The 13,755-nt window shown below is 67.3% G+C and carries 12 protein-coding genes; 1 reads left to right on the top strand and 11 read right to left on the bottom strand.

Annotation, left to right across the window (positions count from 1 at the left end; genetic code table 11):
• Positions 1 to 72: 72 nt before the first annotated feature.
• The 5 genes from HZA32_01625 to HZA32_01605 all read right to left on the bottom strand — a co-directional run bounded on the left by HZA32_01625 (position 73) and on the right by HZA32_01605 (position 5,637).
• Positions 73 to 1,404 carry an amidohydrolase family protein gene (locus HZA32_01625; GenBank protein MBI5422755.1) on the bottom strand — a complete coding sequence of 444 codons (1,332 nt, stop codon included), beginning with the start codon at positions 1,402 to 1,404 and terminating at the stop codon, positions 73 to 75.
• 143 nt (positions 1,405 to 1,547) lie between these two features.
• The gene (locus tag HZA32_01620; GenBank protein ID MBI5422754.1) at positions 1,548 to 2,132 is read right to left on the bottom strand and encodes an HD domain-containing protein; all 585 of its coding nucleotides are present in this window, start codon (positions 2,130 to 2,132) and stop codon (positions 1,548 to 1,550) included.
• A gap of 44 nt (positions 2,133 to 2,176) precedes the next feature.
• Positions 2,177 to 4,192: a tetratricopeptide repeat protein gene (locus tag HZA32_01615; protein MBI5422753.1), complete on the bottom strand. Its 2,016-nt coding sequence runs from the start codon at positions 4,190 to 4,192 to the stop codon at positions 2,177 to 2,179.
• Between the two features lie 92 nt (positions 4,193 to 4,284).
• Entirely contained in the window at positions 4,285 to 5,325 is a 1,041-nt protein-coding gene (locus tag HZA32_01610) for an ROK family protein (GenBank protein ID MBI5422752.1), read from the bottom strand.
• A 57-nt stretch (positions 5,326 to 5,382) separates the two neighbouring features.
• A complete protein-coding gene (locus tag HZA32_01605; protein MBI5422751.1) occupies positions 5,383 to 5,637 on the bottom strand; it encodes a YecH family protein in 255 nt (84 codons plus the stop codon).
• A 124-nt stretch (positions 5,638 to 5,761) separates the two neighbouring features.
• Here HZA32_01605 and HZA32_01600 point away from each other — a divergent pair, with 124 nt between their 5' ends.
• Positions 5,762 to 8,392 carry a hypothetical protein gene (locus HZA32_01600; protein ID MBI5422750.1) on the top strand — a complete coding sequence of 877 codons (2,631 nt, stop codon included), beginning with the start codon at positions 5,762 to 5,764 and terminating at the stop codon, positions 8,390 to 8,392.
• 27 nt (positions 8,393 to 8,419) lie between these two features.
• On the opposite strand, the gene HZA32_01595 is transcribed toward HZA32_01600, so the two are convergent.
• From HZA32_01595 to HZA32_01570, 6 genes are all read right to left on the bottom strand, one after another.
• Positions 8,420 to 8,980 (bottom strand): YdeI/OmpD-associated family protein, encoded by a 561-nt coding sequence (locus tag HZA32_01595; GenBank protein ID MBI5422749.1) that lies wholly within the window; start codon positions 8,978 to 8,980, stop codon positions 8,420 to 8,422.
• Complete coding sequence (locus HZA32_01590; GenBank protein MBI5422748.1) at positions 8,977 to 9,420, bottom strand: hypothetical protein; 444 nt, start codon at positions 9,418 to 9,420, stop codon at positions 8,977 to 8,979. Before HZA32_01590 ends, HZA32_01595 begins: the two co-directional genes overlap by 4 nt.
• Before the next feature lie 176 nt (positions 9,421 to 9,596).
• Positions 9,597 to 10,040, bottom strand: a complete 444-nt coding sequence (locus tag HZA32_01585) for a hypothetical protein (GenBank protein ID MBI5422747.1) — start codon at positions 10,038 to 10,040, stop codon at positions 9,597 to 9,599.
• 5 nt (positions 10,041 to 10,045) lie between these two features.
• Positions 10,046 to 10,813, bottom strand: coding sequence for an alpha/beta fold hydrolase (locus tag HZA32_01580; protein MBI5422746.1), 768 nt, complete (start codon positions 10,811 to 10,813; stop codon positions 10,046 to 10,048).
• The gene (locus HZA32_01575) at positions 10,810 to 11,835 is read right to left on the bottom strand and encodes a hypothetical protein (GenBank protein ID MBI5422745.1); all 1,026 of its coding nucleotides are present in this window, start codon (positions 11,833 to 11,835) and stop codon (positions 10,810 to 10,812) included. The genes HZA32_01580 and HZA32_01575 overlap by 4 nt, the downstream gene beginning before the upstream one ends.
• Before the next feature lie 141 nt (positions 11,836 to 11,976).
• Entirely contained in the window at positions 11,977 to 13,659 is a 1,683-nt protein-coding gene (locus tag HZA32_01570; GenBank protein MBI5422744.1) for a peptide chain release factor 3, read from the bottom strand.
• Between the last annotated feature and the right edge of the window lie 96 nt (positions 13,660 to 13,755).

The following is a 13,755-nucleotide window of genomic DNA, read 5'->3' as shown; positions in this document are numbered from 1 at the left end:
TGCTGCGGATGAGTTTCGAAGCGGCGTTGCGCGGCGTTAGTCGCGGAATCCGGCGCTACTTTGCCGGGATCGTTACTCGAACAGCTTCACCGGTTGGCCGGCGAGGGCGTCCTTGTAGACCTCGCCGCCTTTCATTACGAAATCGACTTTCTCGAGCACAGTGACGTCGGCGAGCGGGTCGCCTTTGACGGCGATGAGGTCGGCGTAGAAGCCGGGCGCGATCTGCCCGACCTTGGTCTGCCAGCCGAGCAGATCGGCGGCGGCGATGGTGGCGGACTGGATGGCCTGCATCGGCGTCATGCCCCATTTCACCATGTGGAAGAACTGTTTTCCGTTCCAGCCGTGCGGGTAGACGCCGGAGTCGGTGCCGTAGGCGATCTTGCAGCCGGCCTTCACGGCCTTGGCGAAATTCTCGCGCTGCGTGCGGCCGACCTTGCGCTCCTTCTCGATGATTTTGTCCGGGTAACCCATGCGCGAATACTCGGCGAGGATGTAGTCGTCGTTGTAAATGTCGGGCACGAGGTAGGTGCCGCGTTCGAGCGCGAGCTTGATGCCTTCGTCGTCGATGAAGCTGGCGTGCTCGATCGAGGCGACGCCGGCGCGGATCGCCATCTTGATGCCTTCGGTGCCGTGCGCGTGGGCGGCGACCTTGCGGCCCCAGAGTGCGGCTTCCTCGACGATGGCCTTCATCTCGTCGAGCTGGTATTGCGGCGCGCCGACGGATTCCTCTTCGGACAACACGCCGGCGGTCGCGAGCATCTTGATGACGTCGGCGCCGAATTTGACGTTTTCGCGGACCTTCTTTCGCACCGCGTCGATGCCGTCGGCGACGCCGTTGATGTCGCCTTCGAAGCGGACGTAGGGCGACATGCCGTTGAGATCGCCGTGGCCGCCGGTGGCGCTGAGCGACGGGCCGCTGGCCTGCATGCGCGGACCGGCGAGTTCACCCTTCTCGATCGCGCGGCGCAGCGCGAAGTCGACATAGTTGCCGGCGCCGACGTTGCGGATCGTGGTGAAGCCAGCGAGCAGCGTGCGTTTCGCGTAGATGTGCGAAGTGGTCGCTTCGTCGATCGGGCTCTTGCGGAAGATGTCCTCGTAGAAATTCTCCGGCTGTCCGGTGACGTGGGTGTGGCAATCGATGAGCCCGGGCAACACGGTGGCGCTGCCGAGGTCGATCATGTGTGCGCCTGCCGGCAGCGTCGTGGCGGCGAGCGCGGTGACGGACGTGATCTTGTCGCCGGTGACGGTGATGATCTGGTCCTGCAGCACCGTGCCGGACTTCGGCTCGATCACGCGCGCGGCCTTGAGGTAGGTGACGACGGGGACGGCGGGAGCGGTTGTTTCGGCGGCGAAGGCGGCGGTCGAACAGACCGCGGCGACGAGGAGGGCAAGGCGACGAAGCATGCGGGCACGAAATCGGATTGCGGGTGCGACGCAAGCGAGTGGTTGGCTCGCGGCGGTCGGTGCGCGGCTGACGGTGCGAGGGGCGTGTCGCGAGCGTCCCGCGCCCGGAGGTCGCGGGTTGCCTCGGCGCGATCGCGGATTCCTCAGAGCGGCGGCGGGCGGTCGCCGGCGGCGCGTGCCTGCGTCTCGGCGTCGAGGATCTCGCGCAGCTTCACGATCACAGGGTGACCGGCCGTGTATTGCTGGCCGTAGGGCAGGTTGAAGGCGTAGTCGAAACTCGCGGGATTGCGACCCTGGTTGTGCTGGAGGATCGTCTCGAGCTTATCGACGGCCTTCACGAACTTCGCCTCGGGCGTCGCGGCGGCGTTGTATTCGTCGAAGAGGGCGAGAAGGTTGGCGTGCGTCACGGCGGGCGCGTCGCCGAGGAGTTGGACGAGATCGCGGCGCTCCTGCTCGTGTTTCGGCGGCGCGCCGACTTGGAGCACCGCTGAGATGTCGCCGCTGATCGCTTCGCCGAGGTCGTGCACGAGCGCGATGGCGAGCACGCGCTCGAAGTTCAGCTCAGGGAACCACGGCTTCACACTCAGCGCGAAAAGGCACAGGCGCCACGTGTGCTCGGCCGTGCTTTCCTGTTTGCCCTCGGAGGTCCACGAGGTGCGCGTGACGGTTTTCAGCCGCTCGGCGCGACGGAGGAAAGCGAGCAGGGAGTGGATTTCGCCGGAAGTCATGCGGCAGAAAGTGCGCGCGTCGCGTCCCGGGGCAATCGCGGAACTCAGGTCGCGGCGACAGGCAGTTCGACAGTGAAGACCGAGCCGCCTTCCGGCGGGCAGTGCACGTCGATCGTGCCGCCGTGGAGGCGCACGAGGTCGCGCGCGAGAGAAAGGCCGAGGCCGTGGGAGGATTCGCCACCGGTGGGACGCGCGGAGAGGCGCGAGAAGGGCTGAAAGAGCGCCGCGCGCTCGGCCTCGGGGATGCCGGGGCCGCGGTCGCGCACGAAAAGCCGGATGGCGTGCGCCGTGCGTTCGAGCGCGAGGGAAATCGTGCTGTCTCGCGGCGAATACTTGATCGCGTTGCTGACGAGGTTCGCGACGACTTGGCCGAGGCGGCCGGCATCGGCGTGCAGCACGCCGTCGTCGCGGCCGGGCGGAGCGAAGACGAGTGTTTGTCCTTTCGCGCGAGCGGTGGGTTCGAGTTGTCCCAGCGTGGCGCGCACGATCTCGGTGAGGTCGGCCGGGCGGCGATCGATCGAGAGCGCGCCGGATTCGAGGGCGGTGACGTCGAGCAAGTCCTGCGCGAGACTCGCGACGCGTTGAGTTTCGGAGACGATGAAGTCGAGATGTGGCGCGGTGGCACGCGGGTCGGGTTCGCGGCGCGCTTCCTCAGCGAAGTGCAGGATGTTGTGCAGCGGACCGCGGATGTCGTGGGAAACCATCGCGACGAGGCGCGTCTTGAGGGAGTCGGCGCGCTCGGCGGTCTCCTTGGCCGTGCGGGTTTCGGCGAGGATGCGTTCCTCGGCGCGGCGCTGGATGCGGTGGCGGCTCAGGAGGGCGAAGGCCGCGATGATGCCGATGCCGATCAGGGCGAGGAGAGCGGTGCGTTGCCAGCGCGCGGTGGCGAGGGCGGCGTCCTTTTCGGTTTGAGCGCGACGGAGCGTTTCGATCTCGAGCTGGCGACGTTCGGCGTCGTAGAGCGCCTGAAGAGCGTCGAGCCGCTGGCGCGAGCGTTCGCCGAGGGCTTGGTCGTGCGCGGCTTCGGTCTTGCGCTGCCAGTCGAGGGCGGCGCGGTAGTCGCCTTGCGCCTCGTGGTGATCGGCGAGGGCGCGATAGACGCGTTCGCGAATGGTGGGTGTGTTGAGCGACTCGGCGAGTTGCTGCGCGGATTGGAGCTGCACGAGCGCGTCCTTCGGACGGTCGAGCGCGCGCAGGGCGGCGGCGTAGGTGAGGCGGGCGTTGGCGAGGTTGCGGCGGAGGTTGAGTTTGGCGTGGGCGGCGATGGCTTCCTCGATGAAGGGGATGGCGGCGGCGGGTTTGCCCTCGGCGACCGCGAGTTCGGCGAGGTTCTGGCGGGAGTCGGCGATGCCGCGCGTGTCGGCGCCGTTGGCGAGGCGGAGCGCCAGCGCCTCCTCGTGGTAGCGGTGGGCGGCGGCGAAGTTCCGGGCCTCCGTGGCGAGGTTGCCGAGATTGTTCAGCACGGAAGCGACGATGCGCCGGTCGGTGCCGCGTTGGGCGTGCGTGAGGGCGGTCTGGTAGGCTTCGAGGGAACGCGCGCTGTCGCCTGAGTCGGCGTAGGCGATGCCGATCGCGGTGTAGACGCGGGCGAGGAAGACTTCGTCGGCGCGCTGGTCGGCGAGCGGCAGCAGTTCGCGGTAGGTGTCGAGCGCGGCGGGAAAGTTGGCGAGGCTGCCTTGCGTCCAGCCGACGATGAGCAGCGCGTCGGCGCGGAGCGTGTCGTCGTGGAGGTCCCGCGCGCGGTTGGCGGCGTCGGTGGCGAGGGCGAGCGCTTCCTTGTAGCGGCCGCGGCGGCGCTCGACGGCGGCGAGGCGGGTGTCGGCGCGGATTTGATCCGGTTTTTCGCGGGCGAGTTCGCGGGCTTGTTGCGCGTAGTTGAGCGCGCGCTGCATGTCGTCGGCTTCGATCTCGGTGGAAAGCTGGACGAGAATGCCGCTGCGGGCCTCGGGCGGAGCGGATTGCAGCTGCTGTTCCAGCGCGCTGACGCGGTTCGCGTCGGCGGCGCGGCTACCGCCAGCGAGGAGCGCGAACACCAGCCAGAACGCGAACCAGCGAGGCATGGGGGCACGCTAGGTGTCATTGACGCGCTCGCGCAACGACAGACCCCGTCACTGAGGTAAAGCCTCGGGACGCAGGCGGGAGAAGCTCCAGATCAGACGCCGGCGAAGGCGTGGCGGGCGACGAGGGCGGCGCCGATGGCTTGGGAGAGTTCGCCGAGGGTGGCGGGAACGACCTTCAGCTTCTGCCGCTGTTGCGGGAAGAGATAAGGCAGCGCGGCGTCGTGGATGCCCTTGAGGTAGCGGGCGCGGAACTCCTCGGTCGTGGCGTGCGGATCGATGAGGCCGCCGCCGATGACGACGAACTCCGGATCGAGCGACATGGCGAGCGACGCGACATGCAGACCGAGGGCGCGCGCCTGGAAATCGAAGATGTCGTTCGCGAGCGCGTCGCCTTTTTGCGCGAGGCTGCGGAGCGAGAGGGCCTTTTCCTTTTCGGGCGCGGTCGATTTGGCGAGCGGGTGATCCGGATATTTTTTCAGGAATTCAGCGAGGAGCTGGGGCAGGCCGGAGATGGTCGTGTAGGCCTCGACGCAACCCCAGTCGCGGCCGCAGCCGCACTTGAAGGGACGGATATTGCCGAGCAAATGGAGCGCGGCGGGCACGTGGCCGGACTCCATGCCGCAAAGCGTGTCGCCGTCGAGCGGTGCGCCGTGCGGGTCGACGTAGGCCGCGCCGAGGCCGGAGCCGGGCGCGAGCATGAGCACGCCCGCCTTGCGGCCGGCGCAGACGCGGAACGCCTCGGCGACGCCGCCGTAGTTGCCGTCGTTGCCGACGACGAGCGGGATGGCGCGGCCGGCAGCCTCGGCGAGCGCACGGCCGTAGTCGGCGTGGAAATCCCAGCCGGCGAAACTCGCCGGGAGGTTGGCGGAGCGGCCGAGCACACCGTAGCTGTCGTAGGGACCGGGGATGGCGAGGCCGACGCCGCGCACCTGGGCCCACGTGAGGTTGTTCTCGGCGAGGAAGCCGTTCACGCCGTCGATCCAGCCGCGCACGACGGCGGCGGTGCCGGCCTGGGAATTCGTGGAGCTCTGGCGGAGCTGGTGGGAAATGATCGTGCCGTCGGCGAAAATGCCGCCGGTCTTCGAGGTCGTCGCGCCGCTGTCGGTGCCGAGATAGATTTGGGCCGTGCTCATGGGGGTTCGTCTAGTGAAGCGGTGGAGGGGAGACGGCGCAATCTCCCGTTGCGTGCATCAGTGCTGGCAGACGCGGTGCGTGTTGACCGTGAAGCCCTCCTCGGTGCCGACGAATTTGCCGCGGGACGCGAGGAAATCCACGAGTTCGGCCGCGGTCATGCCTTCGGCCGAGCAGGTGTGGTAGCGCGCGCTGGCGCCGAATTTTTCCACGATGAAATTGGCGGCGGTGTCGCGGGTGAACAGGCGGCCGGACGCGAGCAGGGCATCCATCACTTCATGGCCGTGGACGCTGGGAGTGAGTTGCGGGTGCATCCGCCATTCAAGCAGTCGGGGACGAAGCGGGCTGCGCATGGCTTGGCGGGCTTGCGGCGCGTTTTTACGGAGCTGTGCCCGACCGGTATTAAGTCCCGGGGGAACGTGACGAATTACCGACGTGATGTCCCCCGTCCCTGGCTCGGATGCGCCGGCTTTGTCCGGCGCAGACCACGCCGCGCTTGCCCCTGTCCCGGGCGCGGAAGGACGCGTCGCGCCCGGCATGCTGTGCCGCGGCGCGTATGCGGTCGGAAACAGACTCGAGGTGAAGTCCGGCCGATGGTTCCACGCCAAACGTCTGGCGGATGGACTGGAGTGCCACTTGCGGGCGAGCGTGGAGCAGGGCGAATCGCGGCGGGCGCGCGTGACGGACCGGTTAAAAAATGCGCCGACGCACGGACGTGTGCAACTGCTCGAGGCGCACGACGGCGCGGAGCGCGTCGAGATTTGGACCGCGCCGGCGGGACCGACGCTGCGGTTGTGGCGGGCGGAGCGTCCGGAGGTGACGCCACGGGAGTTGGCGGAGCTCGTCCGGCAAATCGCCGACGCGATCGTGGCGCTGCACGCATCGGGCTTGGGGCATTTTGCGGTGTCGCCGGACACCGTGCACATCGCCGGCACGCCGGAGGCGCCGCGGTTCACGCTGGCGGGCTTCGATGCGATCGAAGAATTGGTGCAGGCGGAGCTGGTGGAGATCGCGGTCGACCCGTTCTCGGCGCCACCGGAGGCCGCGGGTTTGTTCAAGCATGCGTCGGATTTTGCGCTCACGACCTGGGATTGGTGGTCGCTCGGCCGCTTGGTGCAGGAAACGGTGCTGGGCCATCCCGTGGCCCGGCTGCTGCCGGACAGCGTCAAGATGTGCCTGCCCAGCGAGCTGCGGGCGCACGCGGAAGCGATGCTGGCGGAGCGCAACGTCGGCGTCCTGCACGCGGGCGGAGTCGAGTTGATGGAACAAGTCGATCCGCGGGTCGATTTGCTGTTGCGGGGTTTGTTGACCGGCGCGCCCGAGGGCCGCTGGGGCGAGGCGGAAGTGCGCGAGTGGATCGCCGGGGCGTCGCCGAAGGAGCGCTACGCGCAGCCGAAACGGGCGCGCTTCTTCCGTCTGAACCGGCGCGGCTACACCGCGGCGGAGGCGGCGCACGTGTTGCAGGGGCCGGAGCATTGCGGCGACGCGGTGCGGCAGATCTTCGGCAGCGACGATGCCGACACGCTGATCGCGTTCCTGCGGCGGGATTCCGCGCAGAAGGCGTCGCTGGATGCGCTCCGGCCCATCTTCGGTCTCGCCGAGTCGCAGGCGATGCGCGGCGTGCCGCAGGAGCTGTTGCGCGAGGTGATTGCGGCCGTCGCGTTGCACACGCTGGCCGGCGGCGAGTTTCGCTGGAAGGGCAAGCCCGTCCACGTAACGGCGGCGGAAGCGCTGGGGGATTTGTCGCGCCGCGCGCAGGCAATCGAGGAGCTGAAGGCGATCGCGGCGCCGCCCGTCGTGCACTTGCTGAAGCGCCACGATCACGGCGCCGCGACCTTCCTCGAAATGACCGTGAAGGCGGCGATCGAAGCGGAGCAGCTCGCGTGGCAATTGAAGCTGGACCGGCTGGCCGGCGACCTGCCGATTTCGGAAATCTGGGCGGTGGCGGTGCCGCCGCTGTCGCACGTGGAGGCGACGAATCGGCGGCTGCGCGAGAGCTTCGTGCAGACCGACGATGAGGCGTTGCAGCGGGTGTTCGCGACGCCGCATCCGCCGAACAAGGTGCTCGTGTTGCTCGCCTGGACGGCGCTGGCACCGGAGCGTTTTCGTTACGTGACCGCCGAGGAATTGAAGCGCCGGCAACTTGCGGCGTTGACCGCGGAAGCGGCGGCGGCGGCGCGCGCGCTGTTCTGGCACCGCCTCGGGCGCGCACTGGCCACGGGGCAACTGCTGTTTGGTCGGGCGTGGTGCCTGATCGCGGGCGCGCTGGGAGTGATCGCGCTCGTGGCGGTGCATTTGCCCGGACCGCGTGGCATCGCGGCGGGCTTGGTGCCGTTGGTGGCGTTCGCGGGCCTGCGCGCCTTCGCCCAGCGGTGGCATGCCCGCGTGATCGGACAACACGATCCGGCGGCCGCGCCGTGGGGCTGGCGCGACGGCCCGGAGCGTTGCGGGCGCGAGGCCGCGCGAGTCGCGGATGCCGCGGGATTGCCGAGGGTGGCCGAGGCGGTGGCGGAACGTTTTGAGCGCGCGAATCGCGAGCGCGCGGAATTATCCAAGCCGCAGAAATGCGCGCCGGTGCATGGCGCACCGTGGCATGCGGTCACGTGGGGCGCCTCGGTCGCGAGCTGGACGCTCGTGGCTGTGCTCGCGGGCGTGAGCGCGTGGCAGGCGTGGCGTCAGCCGCCTTCGCTGGCGGCGCACACGGCGGCGTGGGGCCCGCAGGCGGAACCGATTTCGGAGGAGGCCATGAAAATCACCTGGCCGTTCAAGCGTCCCTTGGAGCCGCCGGTGGAGGTGTCGGTGCAAGGCGAATTCCGGCCGACGCGTGAGCAGGCCGCATCGGCGCAGGGCCGGGGCCGCGCGCTGGTTGCGAAGTTCAAGGCGGAGACGATCGACGCGTTGCTGGCGGTCTACGTGCCACTCGAGAACGACGGGCACGCGGGACTGTTGTTCTTCGATGCGCGCAAGGGCGCGCTGCACAGCCGCAACGGAGTGAAAATCAACTTCGTGCCGTTTCCCCGCATGTGGATGCAGATCGGCGACACGTGGGTGTTCTTCCTGGAGAAATGACCGGCGCGGTGGCGCGGCGAACGCGGCCTACTCGAGGCGCTGGCCGGCGGCGGAAGCGGCGATGAGTTTCGCGAGGCGGCGGGCGCGCGTCTCCTCCTGCTTTGCGGAGGCGACGTGGAAGGTGGCGAGACGACGGTAGCCCGGCGGCTGGGCGTTGAAGAACTTCCACGCGGCGGCGTGGGCTTTGAACTCGCGCAGGAGGGCGGGCGGGAATTGGGCGGGTTGCTTGCGTTCGAAGGAGTAGATGCCGGTCTTCGCCGCGGAGCGGGCGTTGAAGGCGGCGAGGCCGGCGGGCGCCATGCGGCCTTCGCGCGTGAGGCGCTCGACGTGCGCGACGTTGATGTTGCTCCAGGTGCTGCCGGATTTGCGCGGCGTGAAACGCTGCATGTGGCTCTCGTCGTCGATGCGGCGCATCACGCCGTCGATCCAGCCGAAGCACAGCGCCTCCATCAGTGCGTCGTGATAGGTGATGCCCTTGTGGGCGTGGGCTTTCTTGTAGAGACCGACCCAGAGCTCGGTGGCGCTGGCGTGGTTTTTCTCGAGCCAGGAGCGGAAGGCCGCGGGAGTTTTGAAGAAACGGGGATTCATTGGGCGCGGCGACGAGGTTGGCGGGGGCGGGTGGCGCGGTCGGCTTTCGCGGCACGGCGTTTTTTCGGCGGCGGCACGACGCCGAGGCGCGGATCGCGGCGTCGCACGAGGGCGACGAGGGTTTGCGCGGTGCGCTCGAAGGATGCCGCGGCTTCGGGCAGATAGAGCCATTTGCCGAGGACGGAGTGCACGACGAGATCGGGGAATTCGGCGCGGAGGGCGGCGTGGTGCTCGCGGTGAGTCGGCAGGAGCAGGCCGCGCCAAGGTTCGTCGCCGGTGCTGAAGCAGAGCACGATCTTGCCGTCGAGGTAGACTGCCTTGGCTCCGAACATGGTGCGGAGGACGAAGCCCGGCTCGTTTTCGAGCGGTTCCCACAACCAGGCGTGCGGGTGCGAGGTGCGCGGGGCGAAGAGGCGGTCGGTGACGGCGGGGCGGGGCATTTTCAGCGCGATTGTGTCAGCGCGGTGACGCGATTGCGGCGGCGAGGTGAACTCTCGCGCAGAAAGTGTGAGGACGCTTGAACGTTTTCGGGGCACCGTGCGTCTTTCTCCACGTTCATAGTGTTTGCTTGGTGTTAGGGTGAAGGCCGCCTAGGGGTAGGCGGCCTTCTCATTTTTCAGGTATCCTGCGCCGCTCGATCGCTTGATCCATCCTGATCGGCGGTCGGTCTTTTCAAATGGGTGAGAAATCCCGCTCCGACCAGAGCCCAACTCGGAAGCGCGGCAAACAGCGCGAAATGGGCGATGACTCCGGGCGTTGGCGCAACGCGCCCGCTGCTGACGGCGAGATAGAACAGGGCCGATTGGGCGACGATGCTGATGAAACCGGCGATCGCTACGGCGATTCCCCACTGGCCGCGCGTTCGCCACTGGCCGAAAGCGAGCGCAAACCAGAAGAAAGAAGAGGTGGCGACGCCGAGAATCGCGCCCAACCGAAAGGGCTCGAGCGGCGCGCCATGGTCGATTGCGGCGAATTCGGCGGAAATTCCGAGGAGGCTGCGCGCTCCGAACAAGGCGGGAACGGCCACCGACACCGCGAGCGCGATCGGACGGATTCTCATCGCGCTCACTTCATCGTCCCGAGCAGTTCGGCGGTTTCGACGGGTTTGCGCCACTGCGGGTTGTGGTCGGCTTCCATGATCGTGACCGTCCAGCCGCGGGCGCGGGCGCGTTCGGCGGATTTCCAGAAGGCGTCCTCTTCCGGTTTCTTGCCGGGATCGACCGTGAGGATGTAGGCGGCGGGGATTTTTTCGCGGGCGGGATTCTTGAGGGAGATCGGATCGGTGAAGGTCTTGAGCGGATGCGGCACGTCGTTGGGGTAAACGCCGGCGGGCTTGGCCCAGGGCGGGACGATCATGCCGTCTTTGGTCATGCCCTTGATCCAGTCGGAGATGCCCATGACGTCCTGGGCGCACTCGCCGTCGTTCGGGACCATGGCGTCGAGGTAGACGAGTTTCTTGATGCGGTCCGGCAGGCGGTCGGCGACGCCGGTGATGATCATGCCGCCGTAGCTGTGGCCGACGAGGATGATGTCGTGGAGGTTTTCAAAGAGGATGACGTTCACGACGTCCTGGATGTGCGTCTCGAGACCGATGTCCTTCGACGCGAGGTGCGAACGTTCGCCGAGGCCGGTGAGCGTCGGGCGGCGAACGTCGAAGCCCTTTTCGCGAAGGAGCGGATCGACCTTGGAGAATTGCCACGCACCACCCCACGCGCCGTGGACGATGAGCATCACGGGCTTGGTGGCGGGGACCGGCGCGGCCGCGGAGTCGGCGGCGCGCAGGGCCGGGCCGACGGAGAGCAACGCGAGACAGGTGAGGAGGAGAGTTTTCATTTTTCGACGATCGCGACGGCAGAGAGAAGTGAGGTGAGACGCTGGCGCAATTCGGAGATGGGCTCCGGTCCCGTGGCGGAGAAGTGGAGATCGATCCACGTGCCGGCGCGTGCCAGCTCGGCGCGGAGGTGGCACATGCGAGTCTCGGGCGAGAGGGTTTGGTGATAGTAGATCACCTCCCAGTCGCCGATCTGGGCGAACTCCACGCCTTCGGGCTTGAAGCCGTTTTTCGTGAGTGTCGCCGATTCGCCGCGCCAGAACTTCTTCAGGCCGTCGTAGCGCTCGGCGGGCTCGAACCAGCCGCTGAGGATGCGGGAGACGGCGCGGTCAGAGAGCTGGAAGTAGTTCGGTTTCGAGCCGGCGCCGTCTTCGATCATCTGCGCATCCGTGATTCGCAGGAGGAGCTTGCTCTGCGGCACTGTGAACTCGAACGGGCCGGTGCGCGCGACGGGCGCGGGGGCGCGCACGGATTCGTCGCGGATGAAACGCATGCTGCGCACCATCGCCATCATGTCGCCCAGCTCGGGGCCGTTGGGGTCGTCGAATTGGATCGTGATGATGACGAGTGCGCCCGGATCGAGTGCGGCGACGGCGTTGCGCATCGCCTTGAAGTTGCCCGGTCGCGCCGGTTTGCCGACGAGCGAACGATCGGTGAGGTGGACGTAGTAGCCGGTGCCTTGGCTCAAGGGGAGTGGCTCGGGCGAAAATTTCTTCTCCACCGATTCAGCGAGATAATCCTTCACCACGCGCTGGAGGAGTTGAGGCAAATCGGCGGGGTTGGCGGGTTTCATGCCTTTCCCGGCGGCGAGCGTGATTTGGAGTTTCGCCGCGGCGCCGGACTTCGGTTTCGCGTTGAAGGCATAGCCGATTTCCTCGGCTTGTTTGCCGACCAGCCGCCAGGAATCGGGCACATCGAAATGGATCGTGCCGTGGCCGGGCCAGGAGAAGTCGGTGGCGTGGGCGGCACTGGTGAGCGCGACGACGGAAAGGGCGCAGAGGAAGAACCGAAGGGGAAAGCGCATCGTGAAGAGGAGGGCGGCCCGTCGAGGCAGCTTGCGCGAGCGGACGTGGGGCTCAATCACGGAGTGGCGATGACTGGCACGCCGGGGCTGCCTCGTCTGGCGAACGGGACAGCTGCAAATATCCCGGGAAAGGAGCCGGCGCTATTCGCCGTGTTGTTCCGGCGGCAGATCGAGGAGCTTCAGCTCGGGATTTTTTTCCGTGAAGTAGCGCATCGTCCAATCGTTCGGGAAAAGCACGACGGGATTCTCGAACTTGTCCGCGCCGAAACTCACGCCGGTGGCGACGATCACGCGCGAGCTGTCGAAGCCCTTCGGACCCTTCATCGCGTCGGGCACGACGACCCACTTGAGCAATGTCCACGGAGTCGGCGCGAGGCGCGACTCGGCGTTGTATTCGCTCTGCAGGCGCCATTGCACGACTTCGAATTGCAGCGGACCGACGGCGGCGAGCAGCGTGGCGCCGGCCGGGGCGTTTTTCGCCGTGAAGGATTGGACGACGCCTTCCTGCAGGAGCTGTTCGAGGCCGGCGCGGTATTTCTTCGCGTCGCCGGCGGTCGGATTCGAAATGTAGGTGAAGACTTCGGGCGGGAAGCGCGGGATCTCGTTGTAGAGGATCGTGCGGTCCTCGGTGAGCGTGTCGCCGATGCCGAAGGCGTCGTGGCCGACGATGCCGATGACGTCGCCCGGCCACGCCTCGTCGACGGTCTCGCGCTCCTGGCCGAAGAGTTTGTGCGAGGACGAGAGGCGGACCTGTTTGCCGGTGCGCTGATGCGTGACGACCATGTCGCGCTCGAATTTGCCGGAGCACACGCGCAGGAACGCGATGCGGTCGCGGTGCTTCGGGTCCATGTTCGCCTGAATCTTGAAAATGAAGCCGGAGAACTTCGGGAAATCGACGGGGATCACGCGCGAGTTCGTCTCGTTCGCGGGTTCGGAGGCGGCCTTTGCAATCTCCTCGAGACCGACGCCGCTCACCGTCATCGCGCGGCGCGGCGCGGGCGGGACCGAGTCCTTCAAGAATCCGTTCAGGAGGAGTTCGATGCCGAAATTGTTCACCGCGCTGCCGAAATAGACGGGCGTCTGCTGGCCGCGCTGCACGGCGTCGAGGTCGAAGGGATGACCGGCGCCGTCGAGCATCTCGAGTTGCTCGGTGACGGCGGCGTAGGTGTCGTCGTCGAGCTTGGCGCGGACCGCGGGATCATTGAGCGAAGTGACGTTGACAGGCGCCTGAAACGCGCCGCCGGGCACGCGCTCGAAGAGGTGCACCTGCCGCGTGCGACGATCGAAGACGCCCTTGAACGACGGGCCGTTGCCGAGCGGCCAGATGACGGGCGACGATTGCAGCCCGAGGACGCTCTCGAGTTCGTCGAGCAGCTCGAGCGGGTTGCGCGTCGGCCGGTCGCACTTGTTCATGAACGTGAAGATCGGCACGCCGCGGCGGCGGCAGACTTCGAAGAGCTTGCGCGTCTGTGTTTCAACGCCCTTGGCGGCGTCGATCACCATGAGCGCCGCGTCCACGGCGGTGAGCACGCGGTAGGTGTCTTCGGAAAAGTCCTTGTGGCCGGGCGTGTCGAGGAGGTTGACGGCGCAGCCGGCGAAATCGAATTGGAGGACGGTCGAGCTGATCGAGATGCCGCGCTGTTTCTCGAGTTCCATCCAGTCGGAGGCGGTGGCGCGCTGGTTCTTGCGGTCCTTCACGGCGCCGGCGAGGTGGATGGCGTTGCCGTAGAGGAGGAATTTCTCGGTCAGCGTCGTCTTGCCCGCGTCGGGGTGCGAGATGATCGCGAAGGTGCGGCGGCGGGCGATTTCTTGAGCGGGCGACATGGGAGTCGGTCAGGAAACGGGGCGGCGCCGGGCGAGGGAAGCCTTTTTTGGAGTTACAAAACGCCGACTCAAGCCAGATGGGCGACGCGCCGATTT

The sequence above is a fragment of the Opitutia bacterium genome, from assembly GCA_016217545.1.
Classification (GTDB): Bacteria; Verrucomicrobiota; Verrucomicrobiia; order Opitutales; family Opitutaceae; genus Didemnitutus.
Note: the sequence above shows the minus strand (reverse complement) of the source record. Positions and strands in the feature narration are given on the sequence as shown.

Coding starts and splice junctions, on each gene's coding strand:
- HZA32_01625 (MBI5422755.1), bottom strand. CDS start 1,404: ATGCTTCGTCGCCTTGCCCTCCTCGTCGCCGCGGTCTGTTCGACCGCC.
- HZA32_01620 (MBI5422754.1), bottom strand. CDS start 2,132: ATGACTTCCGGCGAAATCCACTCCCTGCTCGCTTTCCTCCGTCGCGCC.
- HZA32_01615 (MBI5422753.1), bottom strand. CDS start 4,192: ATGCCTCGCTGGTTCGCGTTCTGGCTGGTGTTCGCGCTCCTCGCTGGC.
- HZA32_01610 (MBI5422752.1), bottom strand. CDS start 5,325: ATGAGCACGGCCCAAATCTATCTCGGCACCGACAGCGGCGCGACGACC.
- HZA32_01605 (MBI5422751.1), bottom strand. CDS start 5,637: ATGCACCCGCAACTCACTCCCAGCGTCCACGGCCATGAAGTGATGGAT.
- HZA32_01600 (MBI5422750.1), top strand. CDS start 5,762: ATGTCCCCCGTCCCTGGCTCGGATGCGCCGGCTTTGTCCGGCGCAGAC.
- HZA32_01595 (MBI5422749.1), bottom strand. CDS start 8,980: ATGAATCCCCGTTTCTTCAAAACTCCCGCGGCCTTCCGCTCCTGGCTC.
- HZA32_01590 (MBI5422748.1), bottom strand. CDS start 9,420: ATGCCCCGCCCCGCCGTCACCGACCGCCTCTTCGCCCCGCGCACCTCG.
- HZA32_01585 (MBI5422747.1), bottom strand. CDS start 10,040: ATGAGAATCCGTCCGATCGCGCTCGCGGTGTCGGTGGCCGTTCCCGCC.
- HZA32_01580 (MBI5422746.1), bottom strand. CDS start 10,813: ATGAAAACTCTCCTCCTCACCTGTCTCGCGTTGCTCTCCGTCGGCCCG.
- HZA32_01575 (MBI5422745.1), bottom strand. CDS start 11,835: ATGCGCTTTCCCCTTCGGTTCTTCCTCTGCGCCCTTTCCGTCGTCGCG.
- HZA32_01570 (MBI5422744.1), bottom strand. CDS start 13,659: ATGTCGCCCGCTCAAGAAATCGCCCGCCGCCGCACCTTCGCGATCATC.